The sequence below is a fragment of the Ruegeria sp. YTSC325 genome (genome assembly GCF_059609525.1).
The window spans coordinates 21,319-42,108 of sequence record NZ_JBXWLY010000022.1 but is presented as its reverse complement, the minus strand read 5'-3'; the positions used below and the strand labels follow the sequence as shown (position 1 = coordinate 42,108).

14 protein-coding genes are annotated in these 20,790 nt (G+C 55.3%); 4 read left to right on the top strand and 10 right to left on the bottom strand.

Going from position 1 to position 20,790, the window contains the following annotated elements:
• Positions 1-125 precede the first annotated feature (125 nt).
• The gene (locus AC2FF7_RS21210) at positions 126-1,004 is read right to left on the bottom strand and encodes a LysR family transcriptional regulator (protein WP_353391512.1); all 879 of its coding nucleotides are present in this window, start codon (positions 1,002-1,004) and stop codon (positions 126-128) included.
• Between the two features lie 163 nt (positions 1,005-1,167).
• Between AC2FF7_RS21210 and AC2FF7_RS21205 the strand changes: the two genes are divergently transcribed.
• The gene (locus tag AC2FF7_RS21205; protein ID WP_170383447.1) at positions 1,168-1,431 is read left to right on the top strand and encodes a DUF4242 domain-containing protein; all 264 of its coding nucleotides are present in this window, start codon (positions 1,168-1,170) and stop codon (positions 1,429-1,431) included.
• Positions 1,432-1,675: 244 nt separating this feature from the next.
• Here the strand turns inward: AC2FF7_RS21205 and AC2FF7_RS21200 are convergent, their stop codons facing one another.
• On the bottom strand, positions 1,676-2,440 hold the full coding sequence (locus AC2FF7_RS21200; protein WP_496906291.1) for a hypothetical protein: 765 nt from the start codon (positions 2,438-2,440) through the stop codon (positions 1,676-1,678).
• A gap of 404 nt (positions 2,441-2,844) precedes the next feature.
• On the opposite strand from AC2FF7_RS21200, the gene AC2FF7_RS21195 reads away from it, so the two are divergent.
• Complete coding sequence (locus tag AC2FF7_RS21195; protein WP_496906290.1) at positions 2,845-3,234, top strand: hypothetical protein; 390 nt, start codon at positions 2,845-2,847, stop codon at positions 3,232-3,234.
• Between the two features lie 528 nt (positions 3,235-3,762).
• Here the strand turns inward: AC2FF7_RS21195 and AC2FF7_RS21190 are convergent.
• The 7 genes from AC2FF7_RS21190 to AC2FF7_RS21160 all read right to left on the bottom strand — a co-directional run bounded on the left by AC2FF7_RS21190 (position 3,763) and on the right by AC2FF7_RS21160 (position 16,423).
• The gene (locus AC2FF7_RS21190) at positions 3,763-9,297 is read right to left on the bottom strand and encodes a protein kinase domain-containing protein (RefSeq protein WP_496906289.1); all 5,535 of its coding nucleotides are present in this window, start codon (positions 9,295-9,297) and stop codon (positions 3,763-3,765) included.
• On the bottom strand, positions 9,290-10,603 hold the full coding sequence (locus AC2FF7_RS21185) for a tryptophan 7-halogenase (RefSeq protein WP_480868161.1): 1,314 nt from the start codon (positions 10,601-10,603) through the stop codon (positions 9,290-9,292). Before AC2FF7_RS21185 ends, AC2FF7_RS21190 begins: the two co-directional genes overlap by 8 nt.
• On the bottom strand, positions 10,600-11,922 hold the full coding sequence (locus AC2FF7_RS21180) for an FAD-dependent oxidoreductase (RefSeq protein WP_496906288.1): 1,323 nt from the start codon (positions 11,920-11,922) through the stop codon (positions 10,600-10,602). The genes AC2FF7_RS21185 and AC2FF7_RS21180 overlap by 4 nt, the downstream gene beginning before the upstream one ends.
• A 5-nt stretch (positions 11,923-11,927) precedes the next feature.
• Positions 11,928-12,449, bottom strand: a complete 522-nt coding sequence (locus AC2FF7_RS21175) for a hypothetical protein (protein ID WP_170356624.1) — start codon at positions 12,447-12,449, stop codon at positions 11,928-11,930.
• A 24-nt stretch (positions 12,450-12,473) separates the two neighbouring features.
• Positions 12,474-14,741: a TOMM precursor leader peptide-binding protein gene (locus tag AC2FF7_RS21170; RefSeq protein ID WP_496906287.1), complete on the bottom strand. Its 2,268-nt coding sequence runs from the start codon at positions 14,739-14,741 to the stop codon at positions 12,474-12,476.
• 14 nt (positions 14,742-14,755) lie between these two features.
• Positions 14,756-14,986 carry a hypothetical protein gene (locus tag AC2FF7_RS21165; protein ID WP_170754847.1) on the bottom strand — a complete coding sequence of 77 codons (231 nt, stop codon included), beginning with the start codon at positions 14,984-14,986 and terminating at the stop codon, positions 14,756-14,758.
• A gap of 150 nt (positions 14,987-15,136) precedes the next feature.
• The gene (locus AC2FF7_RS21160; RefSeq protein WP_480868156.1) at positions 15,137-16,423 is read right to left on the bottom strand and encodes a cytochrome P450; all 1,287 of its coding nucleotides are present in this window, start codon (positions 16,421-16,423) and stop codon (positions 15,137-15,139) included.
• Positions 16,424-16,449: 26 nt separating this feature from the next.
• On the opposite strand from AC2FF7_RS21160, the gene AC2FF7_RS21155 reads away from it, so the two are divergent.
• The gene (locus tag AC2FF7_RS21155; RefSeq protein WP_480868154.1) at positions 16,450-17,766 is read left to right on the top strand and encodes a SagB family peptide dehydrogenase; all 1,317 of its coding nucleotides are present in this window, start codon (positions 16,450-16,452) and stop codon (positions 17,764-17,766) included.
• Positions 17,767-18,100: 334 nt separating this feature from the next.
• Here the strand turns inward: AC2FF7_RS21155 and AC2FF7_RS21150 are convergent, their stop codons facing one another.
• Positions 18,101-19,000 carry a LysR family transcriptional regulator gene (locus tag AC2FF7_RS21150; RefSeq protein WP_496906286.1) on the bottom strand — a complete coding sequence of 300 codons (900 nt, stop codon included), beginning with the start codon at positions 18,998-19,000 and terminating at the stop codon, positions 18,101-18,103.
• 157 nt (positions 19,001-19,157) lie between these two features.
• Here AC2FF7_RS21150 and AC2FF7_RS21145 point away from each other — a divergent pair, with 157 nt between their 5' ends.
• Positions 19,158-20,732: an arylsulfatase gene (locus tag AC2FF7_RS21145; RefSeq protein WP_480868150.1), complete on the top strand. Its 1,575-nt coding sequence runs from the start codon at positions 19,158-19,160 to the stop codon at positions 20,730-20,732.
• The last annotated feature ends 58 nt before the right edge of the window (positions 20,733-20,790 follow it).

Sequence of the window (20,790 nt, the reverse complement as noted above, 5' to 3'; positions counted from 1 at the left end):
GAGACGACCGCTGACGAGTCGTTCCGGGGGCTGAAGGCTGGTTGCTGGTGCTGGCGGGTTGGGGCGGAGCGGACGTTCATATCTAGTGCTGCGAAGGACTGGTTAGAGCCCAAAGCTGACGTTACTTATCCCGGCCACGCAAATGTCTGCGATGACCTCATCAGTGCATCAAGTGCAGGCGAATGTTTTCGGCCGGGGACTGTAAAGGCCGCGATGGTTCTGGAAACTTCTGGCTCAACAAGCGGGCGCTGCAACAAGCCCGGTAGAGTAACCGAGTACTCAGGCATAAAGGCAAAACCAATGCCCGCAGCAACCATTGCTTGTACCCAATCTTCTCGCTCAGACCTGAAGCGAGCGTACAGTTCAACGCCTTTTGACTGACAAACCGACATTACCATCTCGCGCAACTCACAGGCCAAGCGGTCAACGTAGTTTTCTTGTGATAAGTCTTGGAGCGAAATTGAGTTGAGTTGTCCAAGGCGGTGTTCCGGCGGAAAAACAACCACATATCTTTCGACGTAAAGTGGTCTAGCCCTAAACTCTTCTTCCAGTTCTTCAGTCAGCGTCATCAAAGCGACATCAATATCACCATCAGAAAGTTTTTTCTTTAGGTCCGACGCGCTTGCTTCATTGACTGACAACTCCAAGCCGCTGTGGTTTTTCTCGAATTGAGCTAAGAAGCGAGCAAGGCGAACGTGCCCAATTGTTGATAGGACACCCAAGCGCAGCGGTACTTTTTCCAGCAAACGAAAATTCTGAGCCAGCGCTTGTGTAGCTGCTGCTTCGTCGACGATGTGCTGTAGATGCGGCAGCATAGACTTCCCAAAGTCGCTAACCAGTATTTTCCTACCTTCCCGATGGAAAACCTGTGCGCCCAGTTCGGTTTCTAGTGACTTGACGCCCTTTGTAAGCGCTGGTTGGCTCACATTGCATTCTGCAGCAGCTTTGGTGAAATTCAGATGCTTTGCGGCAGACAAGACATATCTAATCTGAGACATCTCCATGTTGGGGCACCTCGTCACTGATAGCTAATAACAATCATTACGCAGGATACACCGTTTTATCCAAACCTGGAGTTATTAAGTCATAAGGTATCGATAGTTCCCCGAGCCACCGCTCCGTGATGCAATAGATGCACTGGTTTTGACTATTCGGAAAGGGAGCGAAATGTCTGTTTTTATGGTCGAAAGAAACCTTAAGGGTATCAGCATGGATGACTTGGGTGCAGCTCAAAAAGCCGCGATAGCAACAGCACAGAAAATGACAGCAGAAGGCGACAAGATCAGCTATGTTCGTTCAACATTTGCTCCCGAAGACGGGCGCTGCATGTGCTTGTTTGATGGTGAAAGTGCCGATCAAGTTCGTCGATTGAACGATACCGCTGGGCTTCCTTACGAAAAGGTCGTGGCGGCAATGGACCTTACACCGTAACGGCTTGTATGCCTTATTGTTTTATTGGGCCCTGAGTACATGCTCGAGGGCCCTTTGCAATGGTTGAGCAGCTCGGGGGAGAACTGCAGGTTCGTCCCGCAGATACTTGCTACACTGAGTTTTGCGGAACGGCAGCACCTTATCCAATGCAGACTAGAACTCTTCCCGTTTTAGCTTCAAAAAAGTCTAGCTCAGGCTCCTGGGAGTTCCGCTTACACACTGCGACCACAGGCTACCGGATGAGTCACTTGGTTAACCGATCTTCTGAGTATACAATCGGGTCGATGATCGCGACTATGTCGCTGCCGCTATCCTCCAAGCCAAGTTTTTCGCACAACCGTGTTGAGGCAGCGTTGCCAGAAGCGATGCCCGTCTTGAACCCCGTGGCGCCAAGCTTTTCATGCGAGTGTATTAGAGCTTTGGCACCCAGGACTTTTGCAATACCTTCACCCATGCGTTCAGGTTTGGTCGAGAGTTGCCCCCATTGCGCGCGACGATGCAGCCTACTGCTGGGCGGATGGCACAGAACTGAGCCCGCAGTTGCAACGGGAGAACCTAAGCTGTCAACAACGACCATAGCAAACCCGGGACGAGACACTCCGCGCATAACCGGCCCTATTGGCGGCAAAACACCGTGGCTCATCGCGACTTCTGCGAAAGCTTCAAGCCATTCTGGTGGAGATTCGCGATCAATCACACGTACTGTCAAATCCTCGGGTAACGCCTGTTCGGCGATTAACTTCCGAGCGATGTCAACACAGTTCAGCCCGCCAAGATAACAAGCGATTGCGTTGGTTTTTAATCCTTGACTTTCAATGACTTCTCGCGTCCTTGCCACTTCCTGACGCGGTATGCTTTCTATCGCCGTGATGCCAAGTATTCGGGCCATTGTAACGGCATCATCCAAAGCCCCGCCGTACTCGTTGGCAATTTGAATACCGCGCCCATGGCTACAAAATCGAGGGTCATCACCCAATAGCTGGATAAGATGCTCACCCATGGTCGACATGCGTCGCTGGCCTTCGCTTCCGAATGCTTCCATGAGAGTTTCCTCGAAGTAGCACTAAACAGTTCAGAGATGATCGATTAATAGGGGGCGTGCAGTCAAGCGACCGTCACGCGCTAGACTGTTAAGCAAAGAGAGTTTTTGGGAAAGGGCGCATGGCAGCTATGTCCGCAGAGCGGTCGCTCGCGGTATTCGGGCGGACCGCCGCATCGAGCCCGTCGCTTACCTTGGAGTACAGGGGTGAAACTGGTTGTTTAGCGCACCAAGCTAGGAGGCGATAGCAGTGATGTGATACAAAAGGACTGAACGCTCGGTACAAGACTCCCTGCGCTCATTGTGTCAAATCGGTCTAAGGTCTCAGTATCGAGCTGGTTCAATACGCTTTTTAGACAAGAAAGTGTCTCAGTATGATTGAGTTCAGCAGGTCTCCACTTTTAGATAGCGTTGCTGCTTGGCTGATGGGGTGCGGTCTTCGCGATACCAAGGCCGAGGATGTGGTGCGAGGCTTTGGCAACCGTCTGGTTTCCGCTGGTGTCCCTGTTGCTAGGATCAACGTCGGGGGCATGGTCCTGCACCCAATTTTTGGCGCTTTGAATGTGCTTTGGACGGTCCGCGACGACCAAGCCAAAGTCGAACTAACGCCCAGGGACCAGCTTGCGACAACTGGATTCCGCAATACACCTTTTTTCGATTTGGCGCATAACGGCGGCCTACGTCCAAAGCGATCAATTCTTGTCTTCGTGCTGAACCTTCCCCAACTTCAGCAGCAAATTGAGCTGTCGATCATCCATCTGTGAGATCACGATGTTCAACTTCACAAGCAGTTTATGGCGAGCAACTGATACATCCACATCTTCGAGCTCGAAGAACTTTCGCACGGGCAGTCCTAGCGCTTTGGCGATATCTTGGAGCGTGGAATAGTTGGGCGCAGTTTTACCTCACTGGATGTTGGATATGGTCTCGAACGGCTTGTCGATGGCTTCCTGTCAATCGGCATTCAAAACTGACCCCGTATCGGCATCCAATTTTGACCCCCTTAGTGATGAGTAGGCCCCGGTGCTTCAAAAGTACTCTAATTGATGGGAAATTGGATCCCAAGATCAAAGCGGAAACCACCCGCACAGCGACCTGCAATGGAAACCGCCGCGCAAGTTCACAAGAGCCAAAACCAATACCGCTTAGTTGTCCGGTGAAACGGGGGCTGGATCACACACAAAACAATGCCTCGCATTCGTCTGGGTGGAAACTCAACGAGTCCTTTGCCAGTGACGACTTGTTTTGTCGCGCCAACACAATTGAAAGCGAAGCGTTGTGGTTTAGATCTCCTAAGCGAACTTCTGAAGCGACGCTCGAACGTCAGGGGGTACGGCTGTAAAGCGAACGGTAAAGCATCCGTCCTGATCGTTTTGATCCAGTACTTTCGCAAACACCGTCAGGGGTTCGGTAGAACCGTTTGCTTGCGTGATTTGAATTTGCAGATCCGTAAGGGGGCTGGGTGCCTCTGTCGTCATAATACAGGCTTCCGACGGGGAAAGTTTAAAAAGCTTGCCCTCTTGGGCGTCGCCAACGACTTGCTTGCCAACGACGGTCCTAAAGTGAACGGGTAGAGGTGGATTTATCTCGACCAATTCGACCGGTTGAGCGGACAGGCTGATGTCATAAGTTCCACCCACGCCAAAAAGTTCGTGCAGCACCAGCGGCTTGCCAGCACCCTTGGGTTCGACTGTGCGCTTGCTGCCAAGTTCCAGGGGCGCTCTTGACGACTTGAGTGTCTCATCTGCAATCAGAATTTGCCCACCGACAGTATAGCTTTCGATCCGCGCCGCCAGATTGGTCGTGCTACCGACAACACTGTATTTTGCGCGCTTGTCCGAGCCGATGTTTCCGACCACAACTTCACCTGTGTTCACCCCGATTCCCATCTCGATTTCAGGGAAACCATTCGCGGTGTTCCACTCGTTCACCCGCACCATCCGCTGCTGCATTTCCAAAGCACAGGCCAGGGCGCGTTCAGTGTCGTCGGGTCTTTGCAGGGGGGCGCCAAACACCACAAGGATTGCATCACCGATAAAGGCATCAATCGTGCCGTTGTATTTCTGAATGACGTTTGTCATCTCACTGAGATAGCTGTTCAGCATAGCCACGATGTTTTCTGGCGGCAGTGTGTCGGACAAGGTCGAAAAACCCCGCAGGTCTGACATCAACACCGTGACCGTCGTCTTCTTACCGCTAAAGTCGATCCCGTCCGCAGATTTCAACAGTTGATCGACGACTTCGCTGGCCAGAAACTGGCCAAAGGTCTGTTCTAGGAACTTGGCGTGAACCTCAAGTTGTTCGGTGCGCTCGCGGACTTTGTCTTCGAGATGTTCAACGATCTCGGCATTGCGCATAGATACCGCAATCTGACCCGAAAGCAGTGAAAGCAAATGAGCGCGTTCAGGTTTAAACGCTGCACTGACCAGATTGTTTTCCAGAAATACAAGGCCGATCAGTTCGTTCTGGTGCAGGATCGGCTGACACAGAACCGAACGTGTTTCGTTTTCCTGGACATAGGCGTCCACCATGAACCGCTCATCAATCTGAGCGTCGTCCACAAGGACAACATCATGCGTACGCGCCGTATAGTTGATCACGCTGGCCGGGACCAAACGTGCGCCTTCAGCCGAGTCGAGCCGAACGGGTTCCTGAACGCCAGTTCCGTCGGATATGACGCTAACCTCGGTTTCGATCACCAGATCGTCCCCGCGCGCCAGTAATAGAACGCCGCGCTGCGCACCGGCGTTCTCGATCAAAATTCCAAGCAGCCGATCCAATAGGCGCCCCACAACCACTTCGGCTGAAATGGTTTGCGCGGCCTTAAGTAAGGTGTTCAGGTCAAGATCTTGCCCAAGCAAGTGATTGGTCGCGACTTGCGTACTCGCAGAAATGCTTTCTGTCACAGGCTGGCTGGTGGCGCGACGCTCGCGATGTTCGGCAAGCAGTTGCGGGAACTCCAGCTCAAGCTCTTCGACTTTGCGTTGAGCCCCCCAAAGGCGGTAGGCATGTCGTGCATCCCGCAGATACATCATCCCGATCCGGGCATTCGGTCGTGGGGTCATGATGTACCGCGCGGCCAGTTCGCAGGCCAACGCTTCGTCCTGAAGGAACCGACCTTTTTGAGCCGCCTCAATAGCCCCGTCAAACAGATCGAGGACTTCGACATCTTTGCCATCCAGACGTGCGACTTCAGCAGCGACCATTAGGCGTTTGGCTTCAAAGTTATCTGGGCCGGACTCCGCCCATTGGCCCAGCCTTTCAAGATTTGCATCAAGCTGGGCTCTGAGATCCGGGTCGGGGTCACCGTGCTGCAGAATAGCCGCAATGGACAGGGACTGATAAAGCAGGTGATCGGCAAGACAAGGATGGTTGATCACAAAGCTCAGAAGGGGCTCAACGAGTTTTGTCTCGAGCAATGCGTCATGTGGGCGTCCAAAGACATACAGAGCCTGAGCTTTCAAAATCCGATAGAAACAGATGGCCATGGACATCTGGTTCTGCTCGCACGCTGACAGAAACGCGGCTTCGTCCAGGTCGTCAGTGGAGAAATCGGCACTGGATTGCGTTCGCCCGGCCAGGGTCGAAAGCCCCAGACGATAGGCGTTGATACCTGCGGCTGCCCCATGGTTCTGGGCTTTGTGCAGAGCGTCCAGTTGCGCCGGCATCGCATCCAGAACCTGGTCCAGCGGTTTGCCGGCAAAACTGTCTATCACGACCCGATACATGACCAGATATCCAGCCCACAAGATATCGCCCGAGTTCATTCCCTCGCGATAGCCTCGTTCGATCACCGGAATCGCATTGCGAACATGTTGGACCCACGGGATCAACTCGACACCTGTGACCAGGCAAACGGTTGCAGTCGGCGCGCGCGCTCCGAACTTGTCACACAACCGCAGGGCCAATTCCCCAAAGGCCAGACCTTCGCGGTACTTGCCCATGAATGCACCGATGATCAGGCCAAAATTGGCAAAGAACAACGCGGATTCCGGTGCGTTGCCATGCTTGAGCGACAGTTGAACAGAGGTGCCGACGATCTGTGGGAAAAGTTCCTGCCTGTTCAGGAAGGCCGCAATGGTCAAATGCCGCAAACAACGTTGGGCCAGCGCGATTTCTGGGCTGTCCACGTCCGGGTTTCCGAAAAGATCCGCAGGGTTGCCCTCGCCCAGCATACCGGCTGCCTGACCGATAGCGTTTTGCCCAGCCTCTTCGAGGTTCTCGAGGCTCATCTGAACCCCGACAAGCTCCAGCGCTTTTATCCCTGCGTTGATGGCTTCGTCGAACTCCATCAAAAGGGTGTGCTGGGCGATCCGTGTAAAGTAGATCTCGGCTTTCTCTAGGTCGGTGCGCGCATGTTCAAGGGTTGCGTTAACGATTTCGGTGCAACGTTCGAAATTACCAGTTAGATATTCCAGAGATGCTGACAGGTTTTGGGCCTCGAACATCAACTCGTAATTCTGGTTCCAGCCGTCCGACCCCAAAAGCTCTGAGGCGGTGTTCACGAAAGACAGCGCGGCACCGTACGCGGCCGAGTCAAAGGCCTTGCGGGCGGCTATCAGGTCAAGATGGGCAAGATCAAGCTGTTCTGCTCGGTCCTCCATATCGTCCCGGCCGATATTCAACTGATCGACCACCTCGAAGATACGTTCGTTTATTTCATCTTCCGCAAGCCGGGCTCTCAGTTGGCGTCCGATTGCAAGGTGCACGCTGCTGTGGCCGTCTGTTTCGATTAGGCCGTACGCCGCCTGTTGAACTCTGTCGTGCTGAAATGCGAAATCCCGCACGACAAGCGGCGACAGCGCGTTGTCCATTTCCGTCACCACAAGATCGGACAATGGCTGAATCATCTCTTCCCTAATTGCGGGCAACAGACATTCAAATGCTTGTTGAGGTTCGATCTTGAGGATCAGTGCCAGTGTTTCAATATCGAAACGGTTGCCAATACAGGCCGCAATTTGCAGTACGTTCTGCGTATCCTGTTGAAGGCGCCGCAGTTTTTCAAGCAACAGATCAACCACGTTGTCGGTTATTTTGGCAGCGCGGATCGCCTGGATGTCCCAAACCCATTTCGCGGGTTCACCGTTTGACTCGGATTGCTGGGTGATCAGTTTTTCATGGTGCAGATCCGTAAGGAACTGACGCACGAATAGAGGATTACCCTGCGTTTTTTGTACCACAAGTTGCGCTAGGTCGATCAGTCGTGATGCGTCGGCGTGTAGCGTATCTGCAATCAGGCTGGCGATATCCGACATACCCAATGGGGCAAGGGACAGGCTGGACAGACGTCCCCCGGCTTCTTTTACAGCATCCAGAGCACGGGTCATCGGATGCATCGCGTCCACTTCGTTGCTGCGGTACGCTCCGATCAGCAGAAGGCGCCCGATTTCTTCATCGGTCAAAATCACGGACAACAGGCCAAGCGTTGCGCTGTCGGCCCATTGCAGGTCGTCCAGGAAAAGCACCACAACCCGGTCATGTGCACACAAAGCACGCAAGAACCGCCGAACTGTTTGATTGAAACGGTTCATCGACTCGGCGGCGTCCAGTTCCGGAGCTTCCGGCTGCGGGCCGATGATCAGTTCAAGTTCGGGTACAACGTCCAACAGAACCGAGGCGTTGGGCGCCAGGGCTTCGTTCAGTTCTTTGTTCCAGGTCGCGTGGCGTGTCTGGCTTTCGGTCAAGAGCTGCCGCACGAGGTCTTTCAGCGCGACTGTCAGCCCCGAATACGGGTCGTTCTTCTTGAACTGTTCAAATTTGCCTTTGATGAAATAGCCGCGTTCACGGGTGATCGGTTTGTGGACTTCGTTGACCAGCGCGGTTTTACCAACGCCTGAATACCCTGAAACCAGCATCATTTCAGCCGGGCCCTGCCGAACGCGTTCAAAGGCCTCTAGCAAGGTGCGCACTTCGCGGTCGCGACCGTATAGCCGCTGGGGCACAGTGAAGCGTTCTGTCTGGTCCCGACGTCCCGGTTCAAACCGGTCCAGATTCACGCCAAGGCGAACGGCTTCGAGATCGGCAATAATTCCTGCGGCGCTCTGGTATCGGTCTTCAGCCTTTTTGGCCATCATACGCCCGACAATCTTCGACAGGGGCAGCGATACATCTGGATTGCGGCGATGCGCCGGAACCGGTTCACGCGCTACGTGGCAATGCACCAGTTCCAGCTTGTCTTCGGCCTCAAACGGGGGCACGCCGGTCAGCATTTCGTAGAAAGTCGCACCCATGGAATAAAAGTCGGTGCGATGATCAAGGGTCCGGTTCATGCGTCCGGTCTGTTCCGGCGAGATATAGGGAAGCGTACCCTCCAGAACTTCGGGGCTTTTCAGAACAGGATGTTCGGTCGAAAACTGCGTCGCAATCCCAAAGTCGATCAGTTTGACCTCTCCCGTGCCGGGATTGATCAATACGTTCTGAGGCGAGATATCCTTGTGAATGACGTTGGCTTGGTGGATGCCCTCTATGGCGCGGGTGATCTGCAGGGCGGTCTCAAGGAATTCGTCATGTGACAGCGCCCGGCTGGAGAGCAGTTCACCGACTGAAATGCCATCGAAGTCTTCCAGCACCATCATCAGCGATTTGTCGTGACGATTGAGTTGAAGAGCACGGATCACGCCCGGCAGGTTCAGGCTGTTGGTAATCTCAAACTCGCTGCGGTATCGCGCAAGTCGGCTGGCGCTGGGGAAGTCGTTCTTGAGGATCTTGATGACCACATGTTCCCCGTCCGAGTCCCGTGTTGCGCGAAACACAAAGGAGTTGGTGCCTTCATAGAGACGTTCGGACAATTGGAAGCCCGGGACGAAGGACATATTGATATTAGACATGTGTGCCGTTACCCGCCGACGTATTGTTTGCGTTATAATAGCCTATACCATGGCCAACTTGTGCAAAATTTAGTTCCGAGAAGTTTCCGAACGGGATGAATTTAGTCAGCTTGGGCAAGATGTCCTGCTCCCAAATATCCTGTTTCGTGCAAGCGCCGATTTCCGTGCCCGGTAAGTCGCGTCCGACATCCAGAAAATCACTCATGGCACCGATATGCCCCCTCAGGTACGCGTGTTTTCCAGCGTACTCAAGACTGCGCGCAGCCAAATCCCAGAACGGGCTGTTCCAGCGTGAACCACGCACATAGTGCCAGGCGATAAACAACGAGTTGCGCAAGACATAAGCCCGCATTGTTCTGTTGGCATGATCGACGGCTTGGATATCTGTTGTGCTTTGGGGGTGATGGTCCGTCATCCAGCGCTGCGCAATACGGACCTGCATGATCGTTGCGCCAATGGCGGTGGCCTCAAGCGGTTCAACGAACGAGGCCGCGTTGCCGATAGTAAAGACGCGCCCATCAAACCACGTGCGCCGCATGAAATTCGGAAAACTGACCCGAACGCGAATCTCGGCCAGTTCCGCACCTTCTTCTTTGAGGAAGCTGTCGAAATCCGCCAATACGTCCTCATCGCTGTTTAGCGAGGGATTGAAAACATATCCGCACGATGTCCATTCCCTGAGCGGTATCTGGAAGATCCACCCGTGTGGCCGGGCAACGATGCGGGACATGCTGGTGTCCTGGCTGGGCGGAAGGCGGCGCACCATCGCGCGGCCTGTCGGGATCCAATCCATTCGGATGATGTCAGGGTCTGCCGGTGCTTGATCCCACGCCCCCGGAGGAAAACCGCGCGCGTCCAGAACATAGTCGCAGTGCAGATGGCTGCCATCCTCAAAACCAATGTTCACGCCGCCGGGCAAGCTGTCCAACGAAACCACCCTCGCATCCATCTGGGTCGCGCGCACATGGTCTCGGATAATGCCAGTCACGCGACCGGCGTCAAAGTGGTATCCGAACAGGCGCGGTGGCTGGAATCGGTTCACGAAATCCATGTCCCGCGATCCCCAGCCTTCATAATAGGACCCCGATTTGACTGTCGCGCCGCACCGTTCCGCGATCTCATCCGGGCCGATGCCGGTGACTTCGTTTAGCCACAACGGGAACCGCGGTGTGGTTCCCTCACCAACGCCGATCGTCGGAATGCGGGAATCGTAGATATGCCAAAGTTGCGCCTTTGGGAAATAGCGGGTCATATGGGCCGCAGCGATGAATCCGGCGGTGCCTCCGCCCAATACAGCAACTTTCATGCTACGGCCTCGTTCAAAAAGGATTCGGGTGCGCGTAGCATATGCTGAATATCCAGCAAAACTATGGCCAACGCTGGGTCAAATGGCGCGGCTTGAACAAGACTTTCGACCTGAGGTGTCAGGTTGGTATTTGCTTCAGGGTCTGTCCATGTTCCGGTGGCAATGCGCCACGGCCATTCATTGTGCCGGGCCAATTGAGACTGGAAAGACCGCGCGTGTGGTTCTGGCTGATCCAACCATCGCGAAAGCAGTTGGACCCCCCGCGCGGCCGCAGTCATTCCTAGCCCGGCATAGGGATCCAGCGCGCAAACACTATCGCCAAGAGCAAACAGGTTTTCGGGCCACGAGGGATAGTCCTCATACCGACGTCGACGGTTTGCCGTGCGTCCAAACAAATGCGGCGGCGCGACTGTTTCGGCGTGTTCCAATATGTCACTCAAGGTGGGGTCGGACAAACCAGCCGCCAGCTTCAGTACACCCGGCCCATCAGTGGGCAGAGGTTCAGTTTCGGGCGTTTGCAATACCACGCCCCAAAGGTCATTTTCAGCACGCATTATCATTCCCGCACGTCCGCTCGATTGGCGGGTAGGGGCCAGCGCAAGCCCGTGCCAGTCAGGGGCTTTATCCGCAGGCAGGCGAACCCAAAGTGAAACGTATTGCCGACCGGGCGCGATCTCGGTTCGGGTGATGCGATACGTGTCTCCGAAGTGCTGGGCTAGCCACCGCGGCAGACGCGAGGCCGCGCCGCTGGCATCGATGACAAGGTCGGCATTGTCCAAGACCTGAACAACGCCCGCGGTCGTCTGAACCCGGACACCAGAGACGCGCGATGCGTCTGGCGTGAGCGTCAGACCCATGACGCGATCGCCTTGGCGGATGCGTATATTTCCGGCGCGGCTCAGTAATCGGGTCAGCGCCGTTTCAATCAGGCACCGCGAAGCGCCGTACAGGGTTATGCCGGTTTCAACCCGCGGGAGCCATCCCGAAGATACCCGCATCGCGACATCCGCGCCCGCATCGTATGGTACTGCACCCAGCGCGATCAATTCCGCGCGCCAACCGGGCACCAGATCGTCAAACGCGCGGGCCCCGGCACCCATAAGCATGTGCAGGCAATGGCTTTGCGGCACGGCTGAGCGGGCCGCTGGGGCGCTGCTGTTTGGTTGGGCATATTCAGACCGTTCAAGCACCGTGACGCGCGTAAACCGGTCTTTCAGCATATGGGCGCACAGCAGCCCTGCTATGCCGCCACCAATGACCAGCGCATGTGCGCTTTCCTTGGCTGGCGTAAAGGGCTGAGAGGCTGCTGGCGTGACCATGCCTGTCAGAATGCGTCCTTGGGGACATCATAAGAGATGCGTTCGAACGTCTGCGACACGACAAACTGAAAACCATTGGTTTTGCCTTCCTCATCCCGCGGGACAAAAGGTCCAATAATGCGCCGTTGGTTGGGATTCAGGAAATACTGGTTGTTGTAGTAGTCCCCGGTCGGAAAATTGAGGTGGAACAGATACGTCCCCGGTGAGCTTTCGACACCGTGGACCTTGACCGCGCCAGTAATCGATTGGCACGATTTGCCATCAACCTGCAGTTCAAATTCTCGCAGCACAAAAAGGTCTTCTAGGGCTTTTCCGTGTTCGTGTTCCTGGATCAGTTGGTCAAGGCTCCCAAGGTCTTCCTGCCGGTAGTGCATGACCTTCCCGGGCTCTTTCCAGTCGATGGTCAGGATGCTTGGGCCAGTGTACAGGTATTCACCCTTGTTATCGTAGACGATCGAATGACCGGTCCACATCCCGATCATAATGTCGAAAGGGCGGGCATAGTCAAAAGGGGTAGGGCTGATCATATCTGAAATCCTATTTGGTTGCGGTCAAAACTGTATCACATGCGGGTTCAGGTCATTCTCTTGCGTCCGCTCAGCAAGCCAACCCTTCTCTACGGGAACGTCATAAAGCCGTCCGGGGCCGAACCGGGCCCAGAAGTGGCGCAAGCCCGGTGCAACGACCCGCACAACCGGGAAATTCACGTCCGGTCGGGTCTGATCCAGTACCAGAACGTCGATGTTCTTTGCTTTCAGACGTGAGAGGCAGGTCTGGATATCCACAAGCACGTCGTCAGCTGCGAGGCTGCGCGTTCTGTCCAGCGCAAGCATGGGCTGCGTTTCGTCGGGCACAAGGTAGCGCGCCTCATGCAGCCGTGTTGTGCGCCACCAATCTATTGCATCCGAATTGCCAAGATAGCTTTGCTGCATGGTTGTGCCACACGTTTTAGGAACGGCTTCAAGGGATTGGTTTATTTCCGTCAAAGCTCGCGACAGGGCAACCTCTGGGTCGAGGTGACAACCAAAGCCGTAGATGATGTCTTCTTCTTGTTTGTCTGTTCGGGCCGAGATCGCTGCGAATGTTGGGATGCCGATATCGCTTGTAACGTCTATCACCGTGAGGGTTCGATGCAGTTGGGCATAGTGCGCAGACAGGTCACGACCGTAAGAGTCGCGCGCAGCGGCCAGGTCGACGCCTGGCCGGTTCAGCCGGTTGTACCACCAGATCGCGACAGCGTCGCGTTCGATCAGCTCCAATAGCCCCTGCAGAATAGCTTCTTCCAGTGTTCCGCCGGCGGCACAGCCGTTAGAGTCGGCGCGGCCGAAACTTGGGCCGGGTCCTCGATAGCCAAAATAGCACATGGAGGTCGGCAGATGGCGTATGCGCGCTTCTCCCAATGACCAGAGCGGTGTCCATTCGATTTGTGCCTCAGGGTCGAAAGGTTCAGGCACCCAATAGGCCTTGTGCGTCTTGCGATTAAGCTCGGCCCGATCCGCAAACTGCTGGGCGCTATAGCCCTGACACGCGTTTGGCAGGATCGCCGTGTCTAGGTCCCGGTACCGGGCAAGATGCCGAGGTTCCGAGCCGTCGAACACTCCGCAGTACCGTTCCAATGACTCAGCTATCGCGCTGATGCGAGCCTGTTCGGGGTTGCGCCCCTTGCCGCCAGACCGTCGCCGCAGACCCTCGCGCAGGAAGAACTTGCTGTCGTGCAAATCCGAGAAGTTGTGATCGGCGGAATAAGTCGGTGTGATCCACTCGGGGCTGCCGTCTGGCCCGCTGCGGATACCTGGTTCCAGCGCGCCGACAATCCCGGTGATCGGACTGACATGCCTGTCCAGAGCAGCCTGAATATCGGCGGGGCGGCGCGATCTGTGCCCGCCATCTGTTCCTTGCAGCTTGGGGCGGGATCGCAGAACTGGTCTATCGGGTGTCGTTTGCGTCTGTGCGGGATCGCCACATACTGGGCATTGAGGGCGACGCGTCAGAACATGGGCCTTTCGTTGCATTGACAGATGATCTGTACTGATCACTCGGTCGGCCAACATCTCTGGTCGGCCCGTTCCGATCCAGCGCGCTACTTCCGTCGCGATTTCGGCCAAGGCCGCAAATTTTGACGCGGCGAGACTACCTTGCGGGGCCAGCAGCGCTTTGTCCAAGCCATTTAAGCGACCAATGTGGGTATCGACCCTGCGGTGCCACCGAAGGCGCTGCGTCAAACATTCAAGACATGCGGTTTCGCCGGGAACAAACGCCGGGCCCAGCCAACTTTCCATTCCGCCAGGGCTAACCAATATCCATGGTCTTTGTTCTGCGACGGCCTTTTTGTTCCACTCGGCCAAGTCCCGGTTTAGGTAATCGTCTGCAACAACGACACTCAGCTCACCGCGATCCGCGACACAAAGCCCGTTCCTTTCAAGCAACATGCGCAGATCTTCGGCAGTTCCATCGTCGCAGATTACATCGACCGTCGCGTTTGCTAGACGTTCCGCCGCTTGCGACGGCAATGCCCCAGCGCATTCCCAGAAGGCTTGCTGCTCGCGGGGGATGGAGGCCGTATCTTCAGCTAGAAAGCCGCGCTGTTTCAGAATGTCCAACGCTGAGAATATGTCGGCACTGAGATAGCGCCGGCACAGTTGGTCAAATATGTCGTCAACCAGAAAAGACCCGTCCAGCAATGGTGCCAGATCCGAGAAAATTGGGCTGGTCAGGCAAACATGGCCCTTGTGGCTGAAAAGGTACAAGCCCTCTTCCGGGACAACGATCGCCTCTAGGCTTGATTTAAACCGCGGTGCCGCAATGGCACTGGCATACATTGGGGCCCATGCCCTTAGCAGCACGCTGGCGGAGCGACTGCGGTGTTATGCTCATGCAAATCATCGTCATGCACACCGTCTGGCCGGTCGCCGACGTTTACGATCTGAGTGAAGGTTTTGCCGATCTCTTCGCCATACGCCTTGACCGCTGAGGTCGGGTCCTGCTCTAGCAGCGTCCGGAACTCTGGGTCTTTCCAAGCCTTGGCGTGCATTTTGCCCCAGTCTTCATTTGTTGGTGCTGTCATGGAACATCCCTCCCTATTTTAGGTCGCCTCCTGCTAAACTGCATTAGGCCTTAGCGTTTTGTTAACCTTTTCACAGGCTAAGGAGTCGATCAAGGTGCGAGTTGGGTTTCTGTTGTCTTGTTCACAACCGGTTCATCTACATGTCTAAATTCAGGTTTGGTTTCTGCTTAGAACTTCAAACTGACCTTCTGTCCCCGCTATCGGGCGAAGGCTGTATTGTTGCGCAATTACTTGAATTATAACGGCCATCTGCAAAAGTGACTGAGCGGCCGCGACGCAAACTCTTGGACCTGCCCCGAAAGGAATATAAGCTTTGGCTGAGTTGGGCTTTACGCGGCCCGCGGCAAAGCGGTCGGGTTGAAACTGGGATGGCTGAGCAAAGTAACGAGGATCCCGATGCAGCAATTCCGGGCTGATCCAAACCCCAAGACCTTCAGGCAGTTGATAGTCATGCAGCGTAAGGCTTTTGGCGATTTCTCGGTAGAGAATAGGCGCAGGGGGCGACAGGCGCATCGACTCGCGAAGGATTGCCACCGTATCGCTTGCGCCAAGGGTCGCAACGTTCAGGCGTTTCTCTTCATCAAAAGCCGTCGCCTCGGCATGCAGCCCTTCATGCAACTTGTGGCTGGCGACGTCGCGCCAAAACTGGGTCAAGGCAAATGGAATCGTGAGATGCCCGGCAAACAGCATCTGAACAATCTCGCCAATAACATCTTGCCTAGACAGAGTTTCAGGCGCGTTGCGCTGGGCCGCAACCAATGCCGACAGAATGTCACCGCGATCGACAAACTCGTCAAACCGCGCATGGATAAGGGCAACCACATTGTCCATGCGCGCGGGCGCACGAGGACGCGTCATCTGCAGTGCTCCAGTGACATGTCTCAGGGTTGCGGTGAAATCCTCGCCATAGGCTTCTTGTATGGTCACAAGTCCACTGCGCCTGTGGTCCGAACCAAAGCCCTGAACGTCGGCATCCAACACGCTGCGCATTGCGAGGCGACTGATCAACAACCGAACCTCGTGGGGCAGGTCAATCTGTTCACCGCCTTTCCAGCGCGCTATGGTTTCATGTGCAAGCTCAGCTACCAAAGCCAGTCGAGGTGCGCGCAGACTGCTGCGAAACAACGGCAGCAAAACCTGTCGTCGAGCCCGCCAAGTCTCGGGGTCATTCAGTGTTGTCAGGCCGTCGCCCCAATAGCCTGTATTCGAATCTCGCAAAAAGTCGGGCTTACGCAGGTCGGCCTCGTGAAATCGAAGCAACGCTCGCACCATATTGGCGTCGTGCACAAAGACGATCGGGCCAGCACCCAGGTCAAATTGCGACACGCTACCGAAGGTGTCGAACAGGTATTCCAGAAACGTCAGCGGGCTGCGTTGGAAGAACTGTGCGTTCAGACGCGCGTGTTGAGCCCCAACCGGGCCGGGCGGCAAAGTCACGGCGATAGCCTGGCAGGAGGAATATGATGGAGCGACCGACTATCTGGGCCTATGGGCTGGCGCCTGATGTTCTGCTGGAAACGATAGCGGGGGAAACGAGGCTCAATAGTCCGATGGGGTCGATCAACCTGACAGACGATGCCCATGTGACGCTTGCCCAGAAGCTTGCGCTGGGCTTTATGAGTGAAACAGACCTCACGAATTTCGTATCCGGAAACCCGGAGGCAGAGGATGTCTGTGCATCGTTTTTGTTTCGTCTGGATCAACGCGGGTTTCTCTGTCGGTTCGTTATGCAGGATGACAAGCCTATCGCGGTTTGTGTTCCGCAACGCTCCCCTGTCTCGGGCCTTCCGAATTTCACGCCTAAAAACGGTCTTAGGCTGTCTCGTGAAACACTGTTGTCTCCGCAAAAGCAAGGGTTGCAGGCGCGGGTACCAGGAAGCTGGGCTTCGATGCAACTTTTGGACGCCAAACTGTCACCGCTGATTTTCGAGCTCTCTGCCGGATCAGATTCCGCAAATGCAGCAAACAGTGTGCCCGAGATTGAGCAGGAAGTTTTCGAGGCTGTTATCTGCCTGTTTGCTTGGTGCGGTTTGCTGGAGTGCGACGAAAAACCCGCTGCGCCGGTTCACGAAACCCTATTTGTCGAGCGCACCCGCCTAGGGTTCACCCGCGCGCATATTGGCAAAACCGGAGCAGCACAGCGCCCAACCCAAGCCCCGGGCAATGACCCGGAAATAGTCCTGCCGAAACATGATGTAGACGCCCTTGCCGCAGGTGATCCTCCGTTCGCCGTGGTGTCCCGCAATCGCCAGAGCCGCCGTGAACAAGGGCGCACACCAATTGCGAAGGATCAATTGAGCGAGTTGTTGTTCCGGTGTTTCCATCCGTTGGGTCAACACCATTCTTATCCGAGCGGAGGCGGCCTTTACGCGTTGACCGCGTATCTTTTGGTCAATCGTTGCGAAGGTCTAGAAGCCGGTCTGTACGTCTATGACAGTGCTGAGCATGGCCTTAACATGATCGCAGAAGTTAACGCCCTGTTGTGTAGCATGCTGAAGGACGCCGCCGCGTCGGCAAACCGCTCTGAATATACGCAAGTTCTGCTACTGCTCTCTGCGGATATGACTGCCGTCCGAGCGGCCTATGGCGATTTGGCCTACGCGTTGGTGTTGAAAGAGGTTGGCGCGGTTTATCAGAACATCCAACTTGTGGGTACGGCGATGAAACTGGCGACCTGTCCTCTGGGAACGGCAAACTCGGTTGCGTTCGCGGCTGTTAGCGGCCGTGACCTACACAATATGCCTTTGGTTGGGGAAATGATGATTGGATCGATCGACTAAGCGGCCGACGACCCCCGCAGAATTTGGCTGGCCACGTCTGTTTCAAACCACCTATCAGTTCCTTTAACCGAAACAATTCTGATGAGCCGATGCAATCGATGTGGCCCGCCCCTTTGAAAAAACGGTTTGCGCAATGAAATTATCCAGTGAAACACCGGCACTGCTGCGTGTCAGAAAATTTGACCCTTAGGGGCCACTGGCGCTGCCAGAAGAGCACATGCAGTTGCGTTACATGTTCCGGCTGATTGAGAACACTCGAGGCGCTGTACCCCTTCCGTTAGCTGAAGAGATTTACGGTCTGGGCGTTGCGGTGAGAGCACGGCAGGCGCTCCGATCATGCCCTATAACTAACAAGCTCATTCCAAAACAATTCAACTGCGGCAGATGTGTTCTGCGACTTGCGCGCCGCACAGATGTTCCAAGTCAAATTCTGTTTCATCGACACGGGTCTGACAGTCTTTGTGCGGATCAGTTCCGCGAACGTGTCCGGCATCCCTCCCACCACGAAGTCAGGCTCCGCCAACAGCCCGGTCAGGAGGTTGTAGTCGTCGCATTCGATATGCGGCTGTGAATTGACCTTTTCGACGGCCTCAACACCGCCACCAAGTGCCTTCGTCAAGGCAGCTTTCCAGTGTTTATGCAGATGCGGTGACGCAAAGGGAAAGTCGAAAATACCTGCCATGGTTTGCGGACCGCGCTGGTGAATCTCATGATCTCGATGAGCGACGAATTGGATAGTTTGCTTCTCCATCACCATGATCTCGACGTCTTCGGCTTCGGGTGTGTAAGTCAGATCGCCGAGGAACACGTCGAATTCGCCCGCCTGCAATAAGTCTAGTGGACGCGCGTAGGCACTTACCAGAATTCGGAAACGCAGGTCAGGTATCGCCCGTCGCACGACGCGTAAGACAGGCAGGATCAAAGTTTTTGTGGTGAGCGGCCCGCACCCAATTAGCAAAGTGCCCGGCCCGGATTCACGCAATCCAGCCACGCGAGTTGCATAGCGGTTCAAATCTTCACGAAGCGCCTGCGCAATTGGCAGAAATTCTTGCCCCGCGCGTGTCAATGTGCTGCTGTTGCGGCTGCGATGGAACAAGACAAGGCCCGTTTGATCCTCAGCCTGCCCGACATAGCGGGACAAGGACGCGTTCGAGACACCCATCACACGAGCCGCATTTTGAAAGCTGCCGGTTTCCGCCAATACCAGAAAGGCGGTCAATGCGTTTTCGTTCATCGTGCGGCCAATTTCATTTCAAGTTTCGTGTTTTAGATTTCACAATATGAAATCATGGTAAAGCTCTGTTGCGACAAGAAAGTCTCAATCGCTATCCCTGATGGACCCTTCGATATTTCCACCATCGAGATCTTTTTCTAAGTCCACAGAGGTAACAATGTTCGCTCTTCGATCTATTGCGGTATCCGCCACGCTGGCCACGGCGACGGTTTGTGCCCTGCCGGTATTGGCCGAAACCGACCAGCCCAATATTCTTGTCATCATGGCCGACGATGTCGGCTGGGCCAGTCTTGGCAGCTATCATCAGGGTGTGAAAAGCATCCAAACCCCCAATCTTGATCAACTGGCCGCCGACGGTATGCGGCTGACGGACTATTATGCGCAACCAAGCTGCACTGCCGGTCGATCCGCCTTCATCACCGGACAGTTGCCGGTACGTACCGGAATGCACACGGTCGGCCTGCCCGGAGACCCTGAAAAAGGTCTGAGCGAGGATGATCCAACCCTGGCCAATATGCTGAAATCTCTGGGTTACACGACCGGGCAGTTCGGCAAGAACCATCTGGGGGATATGAACAAATTCCTGCCGACGGTGAAAGGTTTCGATGAATATTGGGGCTGGCTCTATCATCTGAACGCGATGGAATACACATCCGATCCAGACTGGCCTAAGGACCAGAACTTCAACGATACATTTGGCCCTCGGAACATCATTCATGCCTATGCCACGGATACAGTCGATGAAACGGTAGATCCGCGTTGGGGTTTGGTTGGCAAACAACGCATCATCGACGATGGCCCAGCCCCGCCCGAGCGGCAAAAGACGCTGGACGACGAAGTGACAGCCCACACGCTGGACTTCATCAACCGCGCAGTCGACAGCGAAACGCCGTTCTTTGTCTGGATGGCCCCGGCGCGCGCGCACGTCTGGACGCATCTGAGCCCCGAATACGAGGCCATGCTGGGTGACGGGCGCGGCCTGCAGGACGTCGTGATGAAAGAGCTGGACGACAACGTGGGCAAAGTCATGGCGCGACTGGAAGAATTGGGGGTCTCGGACAACACTATTGTTGTCTTTACGTCTGACAACGGACCGGAAACCATGACCTGGCCGGACGGTGGAACAACGCCGTTCCATGGCGAAAAGGGCACTACCTGGGAAGGCGGCTTCCGCGTCCCCGCCATCATTCGCTGGCCCGGTAAAGTTCCTGCCGGAACTGTGAGCAACGGTATTTTTGCCGGTCTTGACTGGATGCCCACCCTTGTTGCCGCTGCTGGCGGGCCCGATGATCTGACCGGTTCATTGCTGGAGGGTTACGAGGGCTATCAGGTGCACCTGGATGGGTACAACCAACTGTCGTTCCTAACTGGTGAGGGGGAGAGTAACCGGGAAGAGATCATCTACTATGAGGGCCCCGATCTGCAAGCCGTGCGCCATGGCGATTGGAAAGCACATTTTACGATCCAGACCGAAGGTTGGGCAGGGCCAAAAGAGGAGCTGAACGCTCCTTTGCTGTTCAACCTGCGTCGCGATCCCTACGAAAAAGCGGCCGAAGAGTCGGGGATGTATACACGGTGGATGGGCAACAAAATGTGGGCCTTTGGTCCTGCTGCCAAAATCGTCCAAAACCACCTATCTACGTTCAAGGACTATCCTCCGCGGGGTTCGGACATAACCAATCAGTCTCACGTTGAAGAACAGATTTCGACCGAAGGCGGGATGTCACAGTAGAAATCAATTCTCGGGAGGCACCAGTCGTTGTCTCCCGATCCTTAATAGAACTCGCGGG